Origin of the sequence: Lacrimispora sp., from assembly GCF_046972725.1 — a bacterium.
Lineage (GTDB): Bacteria > Bacillota > Clostridia > Lachnospirales > Lachnospiraceae > Lacrimispora.
Genome location: NZ_JBKVXF010000002.1, coordinates 383,432 through 399,452 on the forward strand (window position 1 = coordinate 383,432; position 16,021 = coordinate 399,452).

The following is a 16,021-nucleotide window of genomic DNA, read 5'->3' on the forward strand; positions in this document are numbered from 1 at the left end:
CCATAGAGCAGTCATTGGGGGGCGCTTTTTTATTCGGATTATATTTGAAAGCAAGAAATAATTGGCAGAAGAATTACAGGCATTATTCTAAAAATCGGGAGAATAATAAGGGGTAGGAAAGAAAGTACGAGGTGAGAACAATGAAATCAATTTGGATGGAAACCGCAGAAATACCCAGACGGAATCCGCTTACCGGGAACAAGCGGACGGAGGTGGTGGTTATAGGCGGCGGAATGGCAGGAATACTGACGGCATTTTATTTACAAAGACATGGGGTTCATGTGGTGGTTTTGGAAGCGAACCGGATCGGAAGCGGTCAGTCGGGATTTACAACTGCAAAGATTACATCTCAGCACAATCTGATCTACAGTAAGTTAGAAAAAACGGTCGGAAAAGAAGCAGCCAGGCTTTATGGCAAGGCCAATCAGCTGGCAGTGGAGGAGTACGGAAAGCTGATCAAAAAATATTCCATTCAGTGCCATTATGAACAAAAGGATGCTTATCTATATTCGGTTCAGGAATCGGAAAAGCTTTTAAAAGAGGCAGAGACTGCTAAAAGGCTTGGACTACCGGCTTCCTTTGTCCGGGAAACAAAGCTTCCGTTCCGGGTTCACGGTGCGGTGCGGTTTACCGGACAGGCACAGTTTAATCCTTTGGAATTTTTGCGTGATGTGTCAGCCGGGCTCACTGTCTATGAACGGACGAGAGTGTTAAACGTGCGGGGGAATGAGGTTGTAACGGACAGAGGCGTGATTAAGGCCGAAAAGGTGGTTTTTGCTTCCCACTATCCCTTTGTTAATGTACCCGGATTTTATTTTGCAAAGATGTATCAGGATAAGAGCTATGTAATGGAGCTGGAACCTGTGGATGCGCTTGACGGAATGTATCTTGGGGTGGATCAAAAGGCATATTCCTTTCGGAATTACGGAGATAAGCTTTTGATGGGCTATGGCAGTCACAGAACCGGGAAGTTACCTGATAAAAATCCTTTCATAACCATGAAACAGACGGCAGAGCATATATTCCCTCAGGCCAAGGAAATGGGAAGGTGGACAGCCCAGGACTGCAAAACGCTTGATGGAATTCCCTATATCGGGACATATTCCTCCTTGCGTCCGGACTGGTATGTTGCTACCGGCTTTGGCAAATGGGGAATGAGTTCCTCCATGGCAGCAGCAAAGATTTTAAGCATGCAGATTACAGGAAAAAGAACGCCCTATGATGCTGTATTTTCTCCCCAGAGGCACCATTTAAAAGCTTCGGCCATGGAGTTTATGAGTCACGGTCTGGAGTCTGTAAAGGGATTGACAGCTGGAGCCATGCCTGGGGCGGTCAATTGCCCTCATTTGGGCTGCCGTTTGGTATGGAACCGGTATGATAAGCGATGGGAATGCCCCTGTCATGGGTCTGGATTTGAAATTAATGGAAAAATATGCGCTGGCCCTGCACAACGGAGCATTCCTTTCATAGATTGATATTAGAAACTTTTCAGTTATGAAAGGAGTCATATATCCTATGGATATTTATGCGAAACAGGGGTATCCCGGTGAGGCTGACCGCACCGGTACATCCCCATGGGAGCCTGTCATGGGTCTTGATATGTCAATGAGCCCGGGTACAGTTATTCGTCCTGATATGCCCCTTGGCTCGGGCCCGGCAAAATCTTCCGGGCAAGTACCTTCTCCCATACCGGTGAGCCGTCAGGAAATGCCAGCAGGTCCGTGTCCCTGGTATCAGGTCAAAAGACCTGTATGTACAGAGGACGACAGAGCCTCGGATGTTTCTCCAATGTCTATGAAATGTCCCGAAAGGCCATCCTGTGTAAAACCAATGAAGTGTCCGGAAAGACCGGCCTGTGAAAAGCCTGTGAAATGTCCGGAGATGCCATCTTATGTAATGCCTGCAAAATGTCCGGAAAAACCGGCCTGTGAAAAGTCTGCGTGCAAAAAACCATCATGCGAAAGACCAGCGTATGAAAAGCCTGCCTGTGAAAAACCGTCATGTGAAAGACCGGCGTATGAAAAACCGGCTTGTGAAAAGCCGTCATATGAAAAACGGGCGTGTGAAAGACCTGCGTACGTGAAGCCAGCGTGTGAAAGACCCGCATGTACAAAACCAGCGTATGAAAAACCGTCCTGTGAAAAGCCGATGTATAAAAGGCCCGCATATGAGAAGCCTGCCTGTGAAAAGCCGGCCTATGAAAAGCCTGCCTGTGTGAAACCAGCCTATGAAAAACCGTCCTGTGAAAGGCCGATGTATAAAAAGCCCGCATGTGAGAAGCCTGCCTGTGAAATGCCGGCATATGAAAAGCCCGCATGTGAAAAACCAGCCTATACAAAGCCCATGAAATGTCCGGATATGTCTTGTTATAAAAATCCGGATGTATCTCCGGTTCCAGCTGCAAAAGCAGCAGCGGAATGCATCGACAAGTATCCCATTGCAATGGCCTATGTGCCGTGGCAGTGCTGGCAGGAAGTTTATTCCGTTGATGTGGCATTGAGCATGGGAACCATTTTCCCGGATTTATATAAGCCATTTACGATGGGAGGGTGCCGCTGATGAATTGTAATGTTGATTGTGATATGTTATTAATGCAGGTGTATAAGGCCAGCTTCGCAGTGGATGATGTGGTTTTATATCTTGACACTCATCCGGACGATAAAGATGCATTAAACTATTATCATTATGTAAATGATTTAAGGATGCAGGCACTGCAGGCTTATGAGAAGCAATGTGGTCCTCTGTTAACCGATGGAGTCATGGACGAGAACTATTGGACCTGGATTCAGGATCCCTGGCCATGGGAAGGAGTGTGCGGCTGATGTGGAGATATGAAAAAAGATTACAGTATCCGGTAAATATTACCACTCCCAATCCTAAGATTGCTACCTTTATTATGAGTCAGTACGGTGGACCTTTTTGCAAAAAAGGATAGTAAGTTGTATTGTTATATTGTCAGGACCTAAGAAGATATATAATAGTAGAACTTAAGTTTATTATCTTCTTTGTCGTAAACAATTTTTTTAATTACGCTCCGCAAAGCGTTTCCTTTTGTTTCGTAATCTGTATCTGGATCTGAAATCAGGTCATAAGCATTCTGCAGCTTTTTCATATGCTGGATTTTTTTCACTTTTTCTTCCAATGCCTGTTTGGTTTTTAACTCATTTAGTTTTCGTTCTATTTCACTTTTTTCCTTTTCCAGGCGTTCTTTGTTTTTTTTATATTCTTCAAGCGTATCGATACCGTTTTCATATGCTTCTTTTATGCGCAGCATCTTCGATGGAATTCTTGTAAGGGCTGCTGTTAGAAGCTCAGTTTCGGGTGCTTTATGAAAGGTGGCAGAATGTACATATTCGTATCGGTTTTCATCGGCAATAAGGACCTTTCCCAGTGATTCCAGAATCAGAGCTTCTGCTTTTTGTGCAGTGATGCTGCAGGATTCCCTGTGAAAGCCTTTGGAATACCGCCAGCACTGAAAGCTGCCGCTGCCGGTCTTTGATGCTTTATTAAATCCCAGACTTGCACCGCAATAGCCGCACCGCAAAAGGCCGGATGCCCAGTGCTTGCAGTCGGATGCTTCGCGCCTGCTTTTGGGTCGGTACTCCTGTTTCAGACGTGTCTGGTTTTCTATAAAAACGGAAGAAATGGAGCTTCTTACCTCATGGGAACCATGAAAGGAAATGTCCTTCCATGTGACAATCCCATTATAGAAATTATTTTTTAGAATACGCTCAACGGAACGCCTGTCAAAAGGATTTCCTCTTTTGGTCAAATAGCCCTGTTGATTTGCACTTCTTGCAATGGAGGATAAATCCATGCCGTCATGATATGCTTTATGGATAAATTCCACAATTTTGTATTCCTCTTCATTGATGAGGAAGGGTCTTCCGCCGCCAGCCGCATCATAACCGAGGCAAGGGGTGGTCTGATAACCTTCTCTCAATGCTTTTTCTGTCATTCCTCTGGTGACCTCCCCAGAGAGATTAAAGGAATAGTATTCATCAAACCATTCAATAATGCTTTCGATCAGCCGGCCAAACATTCCCTCCATAATAGGCTCTGATACGCTTTTGATCGTCACTCCGCATTTTTTTCGAAGAACACTTTTGTAAAACGTGCTTTCCTCCTGGTTCCTTGCAAAACGGGAGAATTTCCAAAGGTAAAGATACTGAAAGGGGGATGGCTGTGATTTGGCAATGGATATCATTTTCTGAAACTGTTTCCTGTTGTCCGCGCGCCGGCCGCTGACTCCTTTTTCTTCTATAAAAATATATTCCTCCGGTATCAGAATTCTGTCCGCTTTTGCTGCCTTTTTTATCTCCCTCAGCTGGGCGTCAGGAGAAAGCTCCGTCTGGTCGTTTGTGCTTACACGAATATAAGCGGCACCGATGGCGGGTATTTCCTGTTCTTTCAAACAATATCACTTCTTTCCGGTTATGGCTTTGAAAACATGGAAACAAGTACAATCCATGTCACATACATTTTACCAGGAAGGGGAGCAGAATATGTTAAAAAACCCGGAAATTGAAAATTACATAGAAATAAATGGAGAGGAAATTCCCATGGATTCCCTGTCAGTAGAGCGAAGAAAAGAAATTGCGCTCATGCTGGATGAAAATATCATGAAGTCTGCAGGATTGAAACGGATTGCTGCACAAAGATAGCCCATAAAAGGGAGGAACCAAAAAGACGGTGTAAATATTTTGCTGACAATCTGAAGAATTAGTGAAAGATAAAATAACCGATGAAAATACTGAGAATGTAAGAATAGGAGAAGGAAGAACGGGTCAAAATGTAATGAGAGAAACACTAATATGACCGGAATAGAAGGAGAATGCATTGAAAAGGACAGTGGTTTTTGATTTTGACGGAGTCATTCACAGTTATGTAAGCGGATTTAAAAGAGCTGATATTATTCCGGATGAGCCGGTAGATGGAATCAAAGATGCAATTGCTGAAATCCGAAGGGCAGGATATGAAGTGGCAGTGGTTTCCTCCAGAGCTGCGAGTGAGGAAGGAAAAGCAGCAATCAGGGAATATCTGGAACGGTATGGAATTCGGGTGGACAGCATAACCCCGGTGAAGCTTCCTGCCATCTGCTATATCGATGACCGGGCCATCTGCTTTCGGGGAGACCCCTCCTCTTTGTTGCGCCAGATCCGGACCTTTCGTCCGTGGAATAAGCGGTAAGGAGAATGCCCCGGCCGAAAGCGGCCAGGACATTCGATGTTTAAGTTCTGGAAGAGGATTCACTAAATGGAAAGAAAAATTCCGGAATCCCGGTAGAATAAGGGGCAATATCGTACTGCTGATAATAAATAACAATACCGTCAGGTGTAACATAAAAGCCTTCTAAATTAAAATTTCCCCGTACAAGGGAGGGAAAGTCTTCAAAATAGGTAGAGGGATCCTGTTTTTCTCTTTCCGTAATCTGTTTATTGATTTCTGAAATAATATCTTGCGTAAATGTCTGGTTGTTGGGGAAATAATCGGAAAGGCTCAATTGATAGCCGGTTTGAAAATCCCATGTCTGAGAATCCCGCACCGTATTTCCGTGAGCGCCTCCCAGATAGGTGTATTGGTCGGAATAAAGGCTTGTCACACAATCATTGTTGTATGTAACCGTATAAACGGAAAGAAATTCGTATTTATTAAATGGAAATTCATGATCCGTTGCATACGTTGCCTGTTCCACGGCTTCCTTATATAATACGTTCCGGCAATAGTCCTCTTTTTGTCTGGCCTGATATTTGTAATAGTTATTCACATGCATGGCTGCTGCCTGACTGCAGTTGGTGGTAAAATAGGGATAATGAATTGTATAGGTCAGAACAGGGACATCCTGATAAAGCATGGTATCCGTAAGTGTCTGATTGGTAATATTCTGCATAAGAGCCTCATAAAAGGATCGTTTTTATAATATATGGATAGGTTTGGGCAATTATGTAAGTTTATAAAGCAGAAATGGAAGCAGAGGTCTTTACATATTTCCTTTACATTGGGACAGACTAAATTCGAGGTGATGACAATGGAAAAAGACAAAAACAAAGAGCAGACTCCTAATAAACAAGAGGAGAAAGAAAAGCGGCCTCAAACCTTTCAGGACCACTGGCAGACTGGAAAGTTTCTGGGACCAAATACCTTGAGATATGAAGAGAACAGAAGGGTGTACGAAGAAGAAGATTAACAGCAGAGCAATTAAAAAAGCAGGAGGAAGCTGGTTGAGGGCTCCCTCCTGTTTTTTGAACTAAAAGATTATTATTGGATGCTGCTGATCATCTTATGGATGTTATCCGCCTGTTCCGGATAGTATCCTGCTAAAAGAAGCATATAATAATTTCCTGTTTTTCGGGAATAACACTCAATGACAGCATTATCTTTCAGATAAGCATAACCTTTACTGTAAGTATGGCGGCCTAATGTTACATCCTGATCCATCTTAGTATTGAGGACATCATTATCATTATTCAACTCTTTAAAAAGATATTGAATAAGCTGGTTACTGGTTAAAATATCATCGCCTTCATCATTAATATAATAGCATTGAATGGCGCTGTATCCATCTTGTGATTCAATATAAAAATCTGAAATAAGTGGGGTTGTCTCATCATCTGAAGTACCCGGAGCAGCAATATTATAGTTGTCAGCAGCGGTAATACGGTATTCAGACCAGTCATTTACAAATGTTCTTCCTTCCCAGTGTCCCAGGCTTATGTCATTCTGGGATGAGGTGTTGGAATTATCGGTTAAGGCACCGCTTTGATTGAAGCTATAGCTTACTCCGTCAATGGTTCTTGATGTATTGGAAAGCATGGAACCGCTGGCGGGATCTAAATAATACCAGACGTTTCCCTCCTGCAGCCATCCGGTCTGCATGATTCCGTTAGCATCAAAATGATACCATTTTCCATCTACAGAATACCATTCGTTTGAAGAATAGCTTCCTTCTGTCTTTTCATACCGCCAGCCGTTTTCATTCTGAATCCAGCCGGTTCCCTGTGCAAAACTTGTAAATGCTCCGCCAAATGCCAGAACGCCTGTCAGTGTCAAGTAACATAATGCTTTTCTCATAGTCATATTCTCCCTGTTGTATTTTTTAAGTATCTTACATTATAATATCGACGTAAAACTGCGGTGTCTAAGTTAATATTGTGTGAAGATTACTGTTTGAGAATCTTATCAGTTTTTACAATCAGGTGGGCCAGATGGAGAAATGGGTGCTTCCATGCGTTATCTTTCTCAAAGGTATGCAATGCCTTATAAGGAGTGCAAAGGACTTTTGACGGATATTGGGACGGAAGAATTAGTACTTAATAGATATCAGTAATAAGCGTCAAAAGTCCCGGAAGGGTAATTTCAGGTATACGTCAAGGGTGAAGGAGTCCACTCCATTACCCAGGCGGTTGCCTTTTTTTGTTTTGGAATAGTAAACATGGTCAACGACCTGTTTCAGCAAAGCATTTTTTCTCAGAGGATCTTCGGTATCGGCATAGGAATGTAATATATTTTCAAAATAGGGAATAAACTGTTCTTTCCTCACAATACGATCTTCAATGTCTGAGATTTCATCTTCTATGGCTTTCATGGAAGCCTGGCTTTTTTCCAGCTTTTTCGTCAGGTCTGCTGATCTTTTTCGGAATAATTCAAGAGAGTAGATCTGCTGCTCAAAGTAATCATATACGGATTCCAGTTGCTTGGTGATGGTTTGTATTTCATCTTTTTTGCGGTCTAAAATTATCTTTTTTCTTTCCAGCATTTCGCTCCAGTCACCGGAATTGTCTCCCTTGATCTTGATTTTATAATCTTTTAGTGTCTCTTCAAGGAATTTAATCAAATGTTCTTCCACCAGATAATAGAAAGAGCCTACCGTGGGACAGCCATGTGTTTTACACAGAATGGTATCGCAAGGGTTCTTTGCGCCGGCAGGACGGCGGTATAGGGTCTTCTTGCATTCGCTGCAGTAGATCAGGCCTGCCAGAGGAGACTTTATTGTAGAAAAGTTTGTGGGGCGGAAGTTTGCGTCCAATTTTCTTTTGGCCGCATAAAATTTGCTTTCTTCAATAATAGGAGGGTGTAGGGCATCTAATATTTCGGAATTGGTGTTAATCGGGCGGGAACGCTTTACTACACCATTTTCAATGGTTTTTATCTGTTTGCGCTTGCCGACTTCCAATTTACCTATGTAAGCGTAGTTTCTTAAAATTCCTTTGATAACACCGGTTTCCCAGTGATCGGATTTGCGGGGAGGGATGTTCATGTCGTCAAGAAGGTGGGCGATCTGGGTCGCACCGATCGGAAGATTGTCTGATTCTTTCGTTCCTTCTGTATAGAGCTGGAATATGAACTGGACAATCTTTGCTTCTTCCGGAAGAGGAGTTAGGGTATAGCCCTTTTCATGAGGAAGTTTTATTCGCTCATAGCCGTAAGGAGCAACATTGCCAATCCACTTTCCTTCTTTAGTGGAGGCTCTGCGTCCATTTTGCAGCCGGCGGTTGATGATCTTGTATTCTCTGCGGCTCATAAAGAGCCCGAACTCTGCGTACTCTTCGTCAAATTCATCGTTTGGATCATAGGTTTTTAAAGGGGTGATGATTTTAGTGTTTCCATATTTAAAGGTCTCCATGATAAGCCCCTGGTCTCTGGTGTCCCCGCGTGCCAAACGCTCAAGTTCTACAACCAGAACCCCGTCAGGCTGTTCGCTTTCAATATCGGAGAGCATACGCATCATCTCCGGCCGGGCAGCAATGGTCTCTCCGGATACTACTTCACGGTATACTTGGGAGATTGTTATCTTTAATTGATCCGCTAATTCCTTTAGGCGGTTTTCGTGTCTTGCCAGAGTTTCACCTTCGCCGTGGGATTCGGCTTCCCGGTCTTCCCTTGATTTACGGAGGTACATGTAATAGATTCCTGATGGGTCAAGCATTATATCATCTCCTTGTATAGTTTACTTAAATTTGGGTACAAAAATACGCCCTCTTGTCAGGACGCTTTAGAAATGATATAATCTGTTTGGGAACGATTGTATCTTTTCGGGGCATACCTGATAAGAGAAATCTATGTGAAGCCGTTCGGTGTTGGTAGCGCCGGGCGGTTTTGCTTTTAATTTGTCAGCTTAATGATAAATTGATATCAGCATGGCATTTTTATATTTTTTATGTATTAAGTGTTATACTATTATCATTCCATTATCATCTGCTTTTTTGCACAAGGCAATAATAAATTCTATAATGGATACAATTGCAGGAATATATGTCCAGCAGAAAACAAGATAGAGAATACCTAATCCTATTTTGCCTGAATAAAATTTATGGACACCGAATCCTCCAAGAAAGAAGGATAATAGACAATAAGCAACTTTATTTACAGCTTTCTTACCACTTGGAACTACTACTTGTTGACTACCAACCGTGTTTGAATTATTAACATTGATATTAATTCCGCCAGGTATATCCTGTTGTTTTGGAGTTTCCTTTTTTGAAACTATAGTTTTAGTTTCATTCTGAAATACTTCTACTTCGTCATTTACTTTTGGAATAAAGTTTAAATCACACATGCGAACTTCTGTTATTGAGCCATTGTCCATCCCCACTGTAACAATGTCATTGCTAATCTGAATGATTTTTGACATACTCGTTCCTCTTTTCTTTTGTTATTACATTTAAAGCATTAGGCTATTATATTCATTAAAATTCCGTATTACTTGTAGAAAAAATAGTAACCTGATATTTAGGGCTGCCTTTAAAAAATTAAAGGCAGCAAATTATTCGATTTTTTTCTTATAAGCAATTAGTTTACGTTATTTTATCTCAATGAAAAGTTGACTTTTTCTTTTCCATTAGAGATTTCTAAGGTAATAGGATCTGTTGCAGATGCTACGCTATCTGGGATTTCAAATGCTATATCTCCATCTTTTGAGGATAGTGGATTAACAGTAGTGCTAAGCATGGACTTACTATAACCTAGCAGATTTGTATGAATAAATTCATACCCATCTCCATAAAGGATTTTTGCAGTGGTATCATCATCATCCATAGGATAAGAGGGAAGGAAGGAATCAGCTTGTTTTCCTTCGTTAGATGCTGTCATGGTTACTAACAAATATTTGTTTCCTTCATCAGGACTAAAGCTTCCATAATTGTCTGGAATACTATCTAATATTTGCATATTACTTACAGTGACAGTCCATTCTCCAATTTTAGCAGCTTGTCCTATTGGAACTGCCTGGGCTGCTGCTTCTGTTTCAGGAGCAGTGGTGGTTTCTTCTGCAGTTGTGGTCTCAGCAGCTGTTGTTGCTTCGGTAGTAGTGGTTTCTGCTTTTTCAGATGAAGCGTTGCTGCCACATGCGGTTGCGCTGAGTGCCACAGCACATAATACTGGTACGAATAACTTCTTTTTCATATTCATTCCCTCTTTCATTCTTTTGTATTTATTAAAAAGCCATAGGCTATTTTAATCTTCCTTATTTAAAACCGTATTTATTCTGCCATACGGCAGATATTAAATGGTTCAAAAAATATTATGTATTCTCCCTTTTGAAATCCCAGGCCATACTTTGAACGGTAACAATCTATAGCATCCTGAAGAAAAGGCTCTGTGACATTGAGGTGTTCGGCTATTTCATATCGGTTTCGGCAACCGGCTTCCTTGGCAGAAATTAATTTTTCTATTGTAATCATTTTATTATAGGCCCAGAGCCTTGCTTTATATTCCTGCTTTCTATTTCCTTCTGACGTCTGATCAAGAATATTGCCTACGCTTGTGTGATAGTGTCCCAGTTCTTCTGAAAGGACGCAAGTCTTTTCGGAATATGTAGAAAGGCGTTTATTTAACCCAATTACATCTCCGTTAATGAGCCCGGAAGCCTGGGACTCAAATTCCAAATCTTCAATAACATAGATTCCATTTAAATCAGCCTCAGTCAGCAGCTCTTCATACTCCATATAAAAATCACTTCCTGGTTAAATTGTATTTTGTCATTTTTTTGGTCTTTTTAGTTTGGCAAGGTCACGTATGGTCTTTTCTAGTTCTTCCGGCTCTGTAATGGTATCATTATGAGCAGCCATTGGGAGGAGGTGTGACTTATCTTCTTTTGGTTTTATTATTAACTCTTCTGAGCAATTATCTTTGCAACGATTATATTCCATTTCCAGCACAGTGTCCACGGTGTGTTTGCCTTTATCATCTAATGAATGGTATTTATGTAGAAGAGATTGCTCCGATTGGCTAATCTGAAGTTGTGATTGTGCTTGTAATTCTTCTTTCCATCCCATAAGGTAGGATACAGATGTGTTTAACGCATTTGCAAACTCAACCACCTTACTTTGAACGATATCATTAGTACCGTTTTCTATTTTGGCGATAGTTGATTTGTTTTTATAGCCAAGTCTCACTGCTAATTCCTCTTGCGTTATTCCAAGAGCTTCTCTTTTTTCACGTATTCTCTTTCCAATATCCGCCATAATTTTCCATCCATTCCTGTGTTGATAACATAAATATAGCACAAAGTTTATTTAAAATCAATTATATTTGTAAGATTATAAAAAAACAGTTGACTTAGAATCATCATGATGCTATATTATGGTTAGATGATTTAAAATCATCGAAGTAAGGAGGTGATATTTTGACTAATACAGAACTTTTAAGAAGTTTAATTTCAAAAAAAGGATTGAAGATGAAGTTCGTAGCAGATTATTTGGGGCTATCTCCATATGGTTTTCAACTGAAATTGGAAAATAAGCAGGAATTTAAAACTAGTGAAGTTTCCGCCCTTTGCGAGTTATTGAATATTAAATCCTTAAAAGAAAAAGAAGATATTTTTTTTGTTAAATAGATGATTTAAAATCATCTAAAACTAATAAAAATCAGGTGGGAGGTGTTAAAAATTAAATAGAAGAAGCACTAACCCCAAAATCATCCAAAGGAGGTGAGAGAGGATGTGGTTTTGGCAGATCCACAAGCTTACAATGACAGACCAAACAAATGTTGTATGTTTTTTATTATTACTTTTATTATCACTCGCATTAGGAGCTATTTGTAAGAAAATATGGAAAAAGAAATGGTTAATAAGCCTTATATGGATTTTATTAGTTGATTTGTGCGGTCTGATTCTTCTAATAACTCGGCTATTACTTTAGAAACTTCGAGCAGTAAGGTTTGTGCTGAAGCATAGTCCACGTTTTGAATGTGCTGGTGCAAAAGGTCTATTTTATTCCAATGTTCTTTCGGAAGGTAAGTATACACTAAGTAAAAGTGCTCCCCACAGTCTTTGAGGCTGTCAGAATCTCTTCGGTTTAATAATTTACCGGTATTGCTTATAAAGCCTTGAAGAATTTCTCGCTTTTCAAGATAGTGTTGTTCTACTTCCTTCTCGGATTTTTCGTATTCTCGAATTTTCAATTGAAACTTATTCGATAAATAGGTACTGATTACGGGAGATACTATGGATATTACTAAAGTAAGAGCAAGAGTTACCCATGCAGCAGTGGCAGACCAGTCAATCATATTAGTGCTCCTTTGTAAGTATTCCAGATAGTTGTCTGGTAATTACATTATAAGGAGAACTGGAAAATTTTACAAGAAAAGAATGGTGATACATATAGAAATTACATTATCTTGGAAGTCCTGCCGGTACCGCGGGCGTTGCCCGGATTGTAGCAGACAGTACCCATGCAAAGATTATGAAAGGAAGGTTGCAAATAAGCAACAAGTACAACCGGTGCCGCATAGGTTTAAAAGAAAGGTAGGTGTTACATATGGTAGTCCTGGAAAGAAAAATAGGCAATTCTATTATTCGTGCTCATGATGATTGTTTTGTTAAAACTGAAGAAGAGCTTCAACAGATTCTTGATAATATGGGACGCATTGCAAGCAGCATTTATCAGGAAAAAGAACAGAAAGAGAAATCCGGCTGATGCCGGTAATTAAGGACAAGCCTTTTAGGAAAGGAGGCCCCATGCGAAAGTACTATGACAATTTAGATGATTACACCGACACCCGCCCGTCACACTTGATGGAGATTACCAAGCGGATTATACCGGCGGTAATATTTGTCAGCAGTATGATCTTGATGTTTGCGGTATGTGGTGCGTTGGAAGTGATGTGAAAGGGAGGGGAAAGCAGTGATAGAGATTTGGATGGAAGACAAAAAAACGGGTTTGCAGTGCGGAATAAATGGTGATGGTGAGTTATTTATTGGTGATGATTTTAGCGGAGGTAATGCACCAGACACGCCGGAAAACCGAGAAATGATTGTTAGGGATTTTTACAGGGCGATAGGCCGGGCGGTTCCAAGGAGGTCGTAATGAGCGAGACGAAGCTATTCTTTGTAAAGGTATTTTTTACTGATGGAGATTTCATGACAACCAAAATCAACGGAACCAGAAGTGAAGTGGAAGCGTATTATGCTCCTGGTGAAAGTTTCAATCTGGGACAAACTGTTGACATATTCAAGACAATTGAAAGGTCTGAAATAAAAGAGTGCTAAGAAAGGAGGGCAATGATGGACAAGCGTAAAGCAGCGGAGATCATTTTACAGGCCATTGCAGAACAAGCACCTGTACAGATCAACTGGAACCATGAAGATTTATGGATTAATGCAATTCTTAGAGGCCTTACAGAAGTTGAGAAAGCAGAAACCCCAGGAGCTGCAACTCCCAGGGAATCAAGGTAACTGATAAATATTATTCACCTCTATTATACGTAGAGAGTCGGAGGAAATCAAGATGGATGAGTTCTTAAATTTATTAAAATCTATGGAAAAAGCGGCAAAGATGGATGCGGAAGCTCCTGTGGTCATGTGTTTCTGCAAGGAATCGGGTATGAATGGGAAAAGATCTGTAACTGTTAAGGGACCGGATGCTGCCATTTTTGCAGGTCTGTGTGAATTGGTTTATGCCGCAATAAAGAAAAATCCTGATAAGACCATGCGGATGATTACCCTTGAACTATTACACGATGATGTAATGCGCAATCTCAATAAGGAATAGTCCTATGAGAAGCAGATTTTCAGGGGGGGGGGTAAATCATGTGTGAACGTATCATGCTTACCCCACTTACCCCGGAGGAGCAGGCCTTTGCGGAAGAGAATCACAGTGCCCTGGAATGGTGCATGAGGCTCCAAGGACTTGATGATGACCTGTACGATGTGGCGGTGTTTGGCTATCTCCAAGCGGTGAAGAAATGGTTTGCCCGGCCGGAGCTCAGGAAGTGGTCCTTTAAAACTATTGTACGTCAATCGGTGCGCAGTTCCTTAAGCAATAACCGAAGAAAGCAAGAGAGGCAGATCCAGGCAATCAGCTTGGATGATGTGATTCCGGGAACCGATGATCTGACTTATAAGGATACCGTCACAGAGGAGAATGTCAGGTATCTGACAGGAGGTAAGAGAGAAGTGGGAATGAAAATAAATTTTGATGTAAAAATCCCGGAAGCAGCAAGGCTTGGTCGTACCCCAAGTGTGGAAATCGAAACTGTATTAGAGTTTCTTTTATCTAATCACAAAAACATGAGTTTTGAATACGATGATCCGAAACAAGCAAAAGGAAAACTTTCTACAATTCAATCGTGGAAGAGACGGAAAAACCGGGACGATTTTAATGTTTTTAGAGTTTCAGAGACACTTTACATAGAAAAGGTAACAACTAAAACAAAGAGAGGAGAAAAGCAGTAATGGAAAAATTATATGTCATTGCGGAGGAATACAAAGCATTTGAAGAACTATGCTATGCGGAGGACGTTGATCCGCAGATCATGAAGGACACTCTGGAGTCAATCTTTGGGGAGTTTGAAGAAAAATCAGATAACCTTGCCAAGATACATATGGAGATTCAGGCCAGCATTGAGGCAATTAAAAAAGAGCAGGACAGGCTTGCTTTCCGGGCAAAGCAGCTGGAGAGTAAGGATCAGTGGATCAAGCAGTACCTTATGGAAAATATGCGCTACACCGGAAAAGAGAAATTCAAAACTGCCCTGTTCAGTTATTCCATTTGCAAGAATGGCGGAGCAGAGCCGCTTGTGATTGACGGCACCGTGGAAGATATTCCGCCAAAATACACCATTCCGCAGCCGCCAGTAGTAAATAAAGAAGCGGTCCGTCAGCTTCTTACTGAGAAACAGGTTGATTGGGCGCACTTAGAACCCCGTGGGGAGCACTTGCGGATCCGATGAGCATGGACAGGCTGCCAGATACATCCGGTCTGGAGATATCGCCGCTCCGGATGGCGCAGCTCGTCAAGGTATCATCAAAAGTCACTGATCTAATGGTAACTGGTGTCTGGCACCTTTCCTACGATGAACTGAACATTGTGCTTGATCTTGTCCGAATGGCAGCCGAACGGAGCCAGGAGGGAAGATAGAAGGGAGAAATATGTTTTTAAAAACAGGAGAATTAAAAAAGATCATGAAGGCAGCCCTTAAAAGCGGCGGCCTGTACGTTGGAAATATCAATGGAAGCTATTTGGTTCATGCCGGGACGTGGGGATTGAGTACGGATATTTTGTACGCATCCAATAAATTCAAAGCCGCCCTTATGGAACTGATTGGAGACATTCCGGAGTCCGGAGAGTATTACAAATATTCGCATCAAGGTGGGGAAGTGGTTCAAGATTCTCAATCAGAGTATCCAAATGTTTATGAATTATGGAAGGAAGCCAAAGATTACGCAGCCTATGTGCCATTAAATTATTGTGTATGGCCACACACCTTCATTGTGCTGCAGATACATAGCAATCTAAGCTACAAGATTGCAGACAAGAGCATGACTGCTGATGTAATAAGCAGCAAGGAACTGGACACAACGGTGGAGAGTATGCCCGGCAGGCCCAATTATAGTGCTGGAATCCTATACTGGAAAAATGACACTACCATTTATTGGGTACATACAACAGAAGCGGGAGAAAAGGCCAGGGACGTTCTTTTTCCAAGCATGGAAAAGCTGGACTTTTTTCAGACGGACTGGCGTTTAAGAGAAGAGAATGAACCGGATCAGGAAGCAGACTTTGAAGAAGAACTGCCATATTAA

General features: G+C 41.5%; 26 protein-coding genes and 2 pseudogenes. 19 read left to right on the plus strand and 9 right to left on the minus strand.

Annotated features, from left to right (window positions below; translation table 11 throughout):
• Nucleotides 1–140: 140 nt before the first annotated feature.
• The 4 genes and pseudogenes from ACLTWA_RS09925 to ACLTWA_RS09940 form a co-directional block, all read left to right on the plus strand.
• Nucleotides 141–1,475 carry an FAD-dependent oxidoreductase gene (locus ACLTWA_RS09925; RefSeq protein WP_412327543.1) on the plus strand — a complete coding sequence of 445 codons (1,335 nt, stop codon included), beginning with the start codon at nucleotides 141–143 and terminating at the stop codon, nucleotides 1,473–1,475.
• 40 nt (nucleotides 1,476–1,515) lie between these two features.
• Nucleotides 1,516–2,559 carry a spore coat associated protein CotJA gene (locus ACLTWA_RS09930; protein ID WP_412327544.1) on the plus strand — a complete coding sequence of 348 codons (1,044 nt, stop codon included), beginning with the start codon at nucleotides 1,516–1,518 and terminating at the stop codon, nucleotides 2,557–2,559.
• Nucleotides 2,559–2,822, plus strand: coding sequence for a spore coat protein CotJB (locus ACLTWA_RS09935; RefSeq protein WP_412327545.1), 264 nt, complete (start codon nucleotides 2,559–2,561; stop codon nucleotides 2,820–2,822). The genes ACLTWA_RS09930 and ACLTWA_RS09935 overlap by 1 nt, the downstream gene beginning before the upstream one ends.
• Nucleotides 2,822–2,917, plus strand: a pseudogene (locus tag ACLTWA_RS09940) (manganese catalase family protein); the annotation flags it as partial. The gene ACLTWA_RS09935 and the pseudogene ACLTWA_RS09940, both read left to right, overlap by 1 nt.
• 45 nt (nucleotides 2,918–2,962) lie before the next feature.
• On the opposite strand, the gene ACLTWA_RS09945 reads toward ACLTWA_RS09940, so the two are convergent.
• Nucleotides 2,963–4,414 (minus strand): recombinase family protein, encoded by a 1,452-nt coding sequence (locus tag ACLTWA_RS09945; RefSeq protein WP_412327546.1) that lies wholly within the window; start codon nucleotides 4,412–4,414, stop codon nucleotides 2,963–2,965.
• A 91-nt stretch (nucleotides 4,415–4,505) separates the two neighbouring features.
• On the opposite strand from ACLTWA_RS09945, the gene ACLTWA_RS09950 reads away from it, so the two are divergent.
• Nucleotides 4,506–4,664 carry a hypothetical protein gene (locus tag ACLTWA_RS09950; protein WP_412327547.1) on the plus strand — a complete coding sequence of 53 codons (159 nt, stop codon included), beginning with the start codon at nucleotides 4,506–4,508 and terminating at the stop codon, nucleotides 4,662–4,664.
• Nucleotides 4,665–4,839: 175 nt separating this feature from the next.
• Nucleotides 4,840–5,190, plus strand: coding sequence for a hypothetical protein (locus tag ACLTWA_RS09955; RefSeq protein WP_412327548.1), 351 nt, complete (start codon nucleotides 4,840–4,842; stop codon nucleotides 5,188–5,190).
• Between the two features lie 40 nt (nucleotides 5,191–5,230).
• Here the strand turns inward: ACLTWA_RS09955 and ACLTWA_RS09960 are convergent, their stop codons facing one another.
• A complete protein-coding gene (locus ACLTWA_RS09960; protein WP_412327549.1) occupies nucleotides 5,231–5,890 on the minus strand; it encodes a DUF3298 and DUF4163 domain-containing protein in 660 nt (219 codons plus the stop codon).
• A gap of 138 nt (nucleotides 5,891–6,028) precedes the next feature.
• Between ACLTWA_RS09960 and ACLTWA_RS09965 the strand changes: the two genes are divergently transcribed.
• Nucleotides 6,029–6,187 (plus strand): hypothetical protein, encoded by a 159-nt coding sequence (locus ACLTWA_RS09965; protein ID WP_412327550.1) that lies wholly within the window; start codon nucleotides 6,029–6,031, stop codon nucleotides 6,185–6,187.
• A 71-nt stretch (nucleotides 6,188–6,258) separates the two neighbouring features.
• On the opposite strand, the gene ACLTWA_RS09970 is transcribed toward ACLTWA_RS09965, so the two are convergent.
• A complete protein-coding gene (locus ACLTWA_RS09970; protein ID WP_412327551.1) occupies nucleotides 6,259–7,071 on the minus strand; it encodes a hypothetical protein in 813 nt (270 codons plus the stop codon).
• Between the two features lie 109 nt (nucleotides 7,072–7,180).
• On the opposite strand from ACLTWA_RS09970, the pseudogene ACLTWA_RS09975 reads away from it, so the two are divergent.
• A pseudogene (locus ACLTWA_RS09975) lies at nucleotides 7,181–7,306 on the plus strand (manganese catalase family protein); the annotation flags it as partial.
• Between the two features lie 27 nt (nucleotides 7,307–7,333).
• On the opposite strand, the gene ACLTWA_RS09980 reads toward ACLTWA_RS09975, so the two are convergent.
• From ACLTWA_RS09980 to ACLTWA_RS10000, 5 genes are all read right to left on the minus strand, one after another.
• Entirely contained in the window at nucleotides 7,334–8,926 is a 1,593-nt protein-coding gene (locus ACLTWA_RS09980; RefSeq protein WP_412327552.1) for a recombinase family protein, read from the minus strand.
• Nucleotides 8,927–9,169: 243 nt separating this feature from the next.
• Nucleotides 9,170–9,631: a TM2 domain-containing protein gene (locus ACLTWA_RS09985; RefSeq protein ID WP_412327553.1), complete on the minus strand. Its 462-nt coding sequence runs from the start codon at nucleotides 9,629–9,631 to the stop codon at nucleotides 9,170–9,172.
• 173 nt (nucleotides 9,632–9,804) lie between these two features.
• On the minus strand, nucleotides 9,805–10,401 hold the full coding sequence (locus ACLTWA_RS09990) for a DUF4352 domain-containing protein (protein WP_412327554.1): 597 nt from the start codon (nucleotides 10,399–10,401) through the stop codon (nucleotides 9,805–9,807).
• 77 nt (nucleotides 10,402–10,478) lie between these two features.
• Nucleotides 10,479–10,943, minus strand: coding sequence for an ImmA/IrrE family metallo-endopeptidase (locus ACLTWA_RS09995; protein ID WP_412327555.1), 465 nt, complete (start codon nucleotides 10,941–10,943; stop codon nucleotides 10,479–10,481).
• 33 nt (nucleotides 10,944–10,976) lie between these two features.
• Nucleotides 10,977–11,462: a helix-turn-helix domain-containing protein gene (locus ACLTWA_RS10000; protein WP_412327556.1), complete on the minus strand. Its 486-nt coding sequence runs from the start codon at nucleotides 11,460–11,462 to the stop codon at nucleotides 10,977–10,979.
• A 161-nt stretch (nucleotides 11,463–11,623) separates the two neighbouring features.
• Here ACLTWA_RS10000 and ACLTWA_RS10005 point away from each other — a divergent pair, with 161 nt between their 5' ends.
• Nucleotides 11,624–11,833 carry a hypothetical protein gene (locus ACLTWA_RS10005; protein WP_412327557.1) on the plus strand — a complete coding sequence of 70 codons (210 nt, stop codon included), beginning with the start codon at nucleotides 11,624–11,626 and terminating at the stop codon, nucleotides 11,831–11,833.
• A 239-nt stretch (nucleotides 11,834–12,072) separates the two neighbouring features.
• Here ACLTWA_RS10005 and ACLTWA_RS10010 read toward each other — a convergent pair whose 3' ends face one another.
• Nucleotides 12,073–12,504, minus strand: a complete 432-nt coding sequence (locus tag ACLTWA_RS10010) for a hypothetical protein (protein ID WP_412327558.1) — start codon at nucleotides 12,502–12,504, stop codon at nucleotides 12,073–12,075.
• Between the two features lie 251 nt (nucleotides 12,505–12,755).
• Between ACLTWA_RS10010 and ACLTWA_RS10015 the strand changes: the two genes are divergently transcribed.
• The 10 genes from ACLTWA_RS10015 to ACLTWA_RS10060 are packed head-to-tail and all read left to right on the plus strand — an operon-like array spanning nucleotide 12,756 to nucleotide 16,021.
• On the plus strand, nucleotides 12,756–12,914 hold the full coding sequence (locus ACLTWA_RS10015; protein ID WP_412327559.1) for a hypothetical protein: 159 nt from the start codon (nucleotides 12,756–12,758) through the stop codon (nucleotides 12,912–12,914).
• A complete protein-coding gene (locus ACLTWA_RS10020) occupies nucleotides 12,914–13,105 on the plus strand; it encodes a hypothetical protein (RefSeq protein WP_412327560.1) in 192 nt (63 codons plus the stop codon). Before ACLTWA_RS10015 ends, ACLTWA_RS10020 begins: the two co-directional genes overlap by 1 nt.
• Nucleotides 13,106–13,121: 16 nt before the next feature.
• The gene (locus ACLTWA_RS10025) at nucleotides 13,122–13,304 is read left to right on the plus strand and encodes a hypothetical protein (RefSeq protein ID WP_412327561.1); all 183 of its coding nucleotides are present in this window, start codon (nucleotides 13,122–13,124) and stop codon (nucleotides 13,302–13,304) included.
• Entirely contained in the window at nucleotides 13,304–13,486 is a 183-nt protein-coding gene (locus tag ACLTWA_RS10030) for a hypothetical protein (protein WP_412327562.1), read from the plus strand. Before ACLTWA_RS10025 ends, ACLTWA_RS10030 begins: the two co-directional genes overlap by 1 nt.
• 15 nt (nucleotides 13,487–13,501) lie before the next feature.
• Nucleotides 13,502–13,672: a hypothetical protein gene (locus ACLTWA_RS10035; RefSeq protein ID WP_412327563.1), complete on the plus strand. Its 171-nt coding sequence runs from the start codon at nucleotides 13,502–13,504 to the stop codon at nucleotides 13,670–13,672.
• 52 nt (nucleotides 13,673–13,724) lie between these two features.
• Complete coding sequence (locus tag ACLTWA_RS10040) at nucleotides 13,725–13,988, plus strand: hypothetical protein (RefSeq protein ID WP_412327564.1); 264 nt, start codon at nucleotides 13,725–13,727, stop codon at nucleotides 13,986–13,988.
• A 38-nt stretch (nucleotides 13,989–14,026) separates the two neighbouring features.
• Nucleotides 14,027–14,671 carry a hypothetical protein gene (locus ACLTWA_RS10045; protein ID WP_412327565.1) on the plus strand — a complete coding sequence of 215 codons (645 nt, stop codon included), beginning with the start codon at nucleotides 14,027–14,029 and terminating at the stop codon, nucleotides 14,669–14,671.
• A complete protein-coding gene (locus ACLTWA_RS10050; RefSeq protein ID WP_412327566.1) occupies nucleotides 14,671–15,168 on the plus strand; it encodes a siphovirus Gp157 family protein in 498 nt (165 codons plus the stop codon). The genes ACLTWA_RS10045 and ACLTWA_RS10050 overlap by 1 nt, the downstream gene beginning before the upstream one ends.
• A complete protein-coding gene (locus ACLTWA_RS10055) occupies nucleotides 15,165–15,356 on the plus strand; it encodes a hypothetical protein (protein WP_412327567.1) in 192 nt (63 codons plus the stop codon). Before ACLTWA_RS10050 ends, ACLTWA_RS10055 begins: the two co-directional genes overlap by 4 nt.
• 11 nt (nucleotides 15,357–15,367) lie before the next feature.
• A complete protein-coding gene (locus ACLTWA_RS10060) occupies nucleotides 15,368–16,021 on the plus strand; it encodes a hypothetical protein (protein ID WP_412327568.1) in 654 nt (217 codons plus the stop codon).

Bases quoted from the DNA above. Each gene is read 5' to 3' on its own strand.
- ACLTWA_RS10035 (WP_412327563.1), top strand. From the start codon at position 13,502: ATGGACAAGCGTAAAGCAGCGGAGATCATTTTACAGGCCATTGCAGAA.
- ACLTWA_RS09965 (WP_412327550.1), top strand. From the start codon at position 6,029: ATGGAAAAAGACAAAAACAAAGAGCAGACTCCTAATAAACAAGAGGAG.
- ACLTWA_RS09960 (WP_412327549.1), bottom strand. From the start codon at position 5,890: ATGCAGAATATTACCAATCAGACACTTACGGATACCATGCTTTATCAG.
- ACLTWA_RS10040 (WP_412327564.1), top strand. From the start codon at position 13,725: ATGGATGAGTTCTTAAATTTATTAAAATCTATGGAAAAAGCGGCAAAG.
- ACLTWA_RS10050 (WP_412327566.1), top strand. From the start codon at position 14,671: ATGGAAAAATTATATGTCATTGCGGAGGAATACAAAGCATTTGAAGAA.
- ACLTWA_RS10060 (WP_412327568.1), top strand. From the start codon at position 15,368: ATGTTTTTAAAAACAGGAGAATTAAAAAAGATCATGAAGGCAGCCCTT.
- ACLTWA_RS10010 (WP_412327558.1), bottom strand. From the start codon at position 12,504: ATGATTGACTGGTCTGCCACTGCTGCATGGGTAACTCTTGCTCTTACT.
- ACLTWA_RS09990 (WP_412327554.1), bottom strand. From the start codon at position 10,401: ATGAAAAAGAAGTTATTCGTACCAGTATTATGTGCTGTGGCACTCAGC.
- ACLTWA_RS09950 (WP_412327547.1), top strand. From the start codon at position 4,506: ATGTTAAAAAACCCGGAAATTGAAAATTACATAGAAATAAATGGAGAG.
- ACLTWA_RS10020 (WP_412327560.1), top strand. From the start codon at position 12,914: ATGCCGGTAATTAAGGACAAGCCTTTTAGGAAAGGAGGCCCCATGCGA.
- ACLTWA_RS09930 (WP_412327544.1), top strand. From the start codon at position 1,516: ATGGATATTTATGCGAAACAGGGGTATCCCGGTGAGGCTGACCGCACC.
- ACLTWA_RS09985 (WP_412327553.1), bottom strand. From the start codon at position 9,631: ATGTCAAAAATCATTCAGATTAGCAATGACATTGTTACAGTGGGGATG.
- ACLTWA_RS09935 (WP_412327545.1), top strand. From the start codon at position 2,559: ATGAATTGTAATGTTGATTGTGATATGTTATTAATGCAGGTGTATAAG.
- ACLTWA_RS09995 (WP_412327555.1), bottom strand. From the start codon at position 10,943: ATGGAGTATGAAGAGCTGCTGACTGAGGCTGATTTAAATGGAATCTAT.
- ACLTWA_RS10045 (WP_412327565.1), top strand. From the start codon at position 14,027: ATGTGTGAACGTATCATGCTTACCCCACTTACCCCGGAGGAGCAGGCC.
- ACLTWA_RS10015 (WP_412327559.1), top strand. From the start codon at position 12,756: ATGGTAGTCCTGGAAAGAAAAATAGGCAATTCTATTATTCGTGCTCAT.
- ACLTWA_RS10000 (WP_412327556.1), bottom strand. From the start codon at position 11,462: ATGGCGGATATTGGAAAGAGAATACGTGAAAAAAGAGAAGCTCTTGGA.
- ACLTWA_RS09925 (WP_412327543.1), top strand. From the start codon at position 141: ATGAAATCAATTTGGATGGAAACCGCAGAAATACCCAGACGGAATCCG.
- ACLTWA_RS10030 (WP_412327562.1), top strand. From the start codon at position 13,304: ATGAGCGAGACGAAGCTATTCTTTGTAAAGGTATTTTTTACTGATGGA.
- ACLTWA_RS10055 (WP_412327567.1), top strand. From the start codon at position 15,165: ATGAGCATGGACAGGCTGCCAGATACATCCGGTCTGGAGATATCGCCG.
- ACLTWA_RS09970 (WP_412327551.1), bottom strand. From the start codon at position 7,071: ATGAGAAAAGCATTATGTTACTTGACACTGACAGGCGTTCTGGCATTT.
- ACLTWA_RS09980 (WP_412327552.1), bottom strand. From the start codon at position 8,926: ATGCTTGACCCATCAGGAATCTATTACATGTACCTCCGTAAATCAAGG.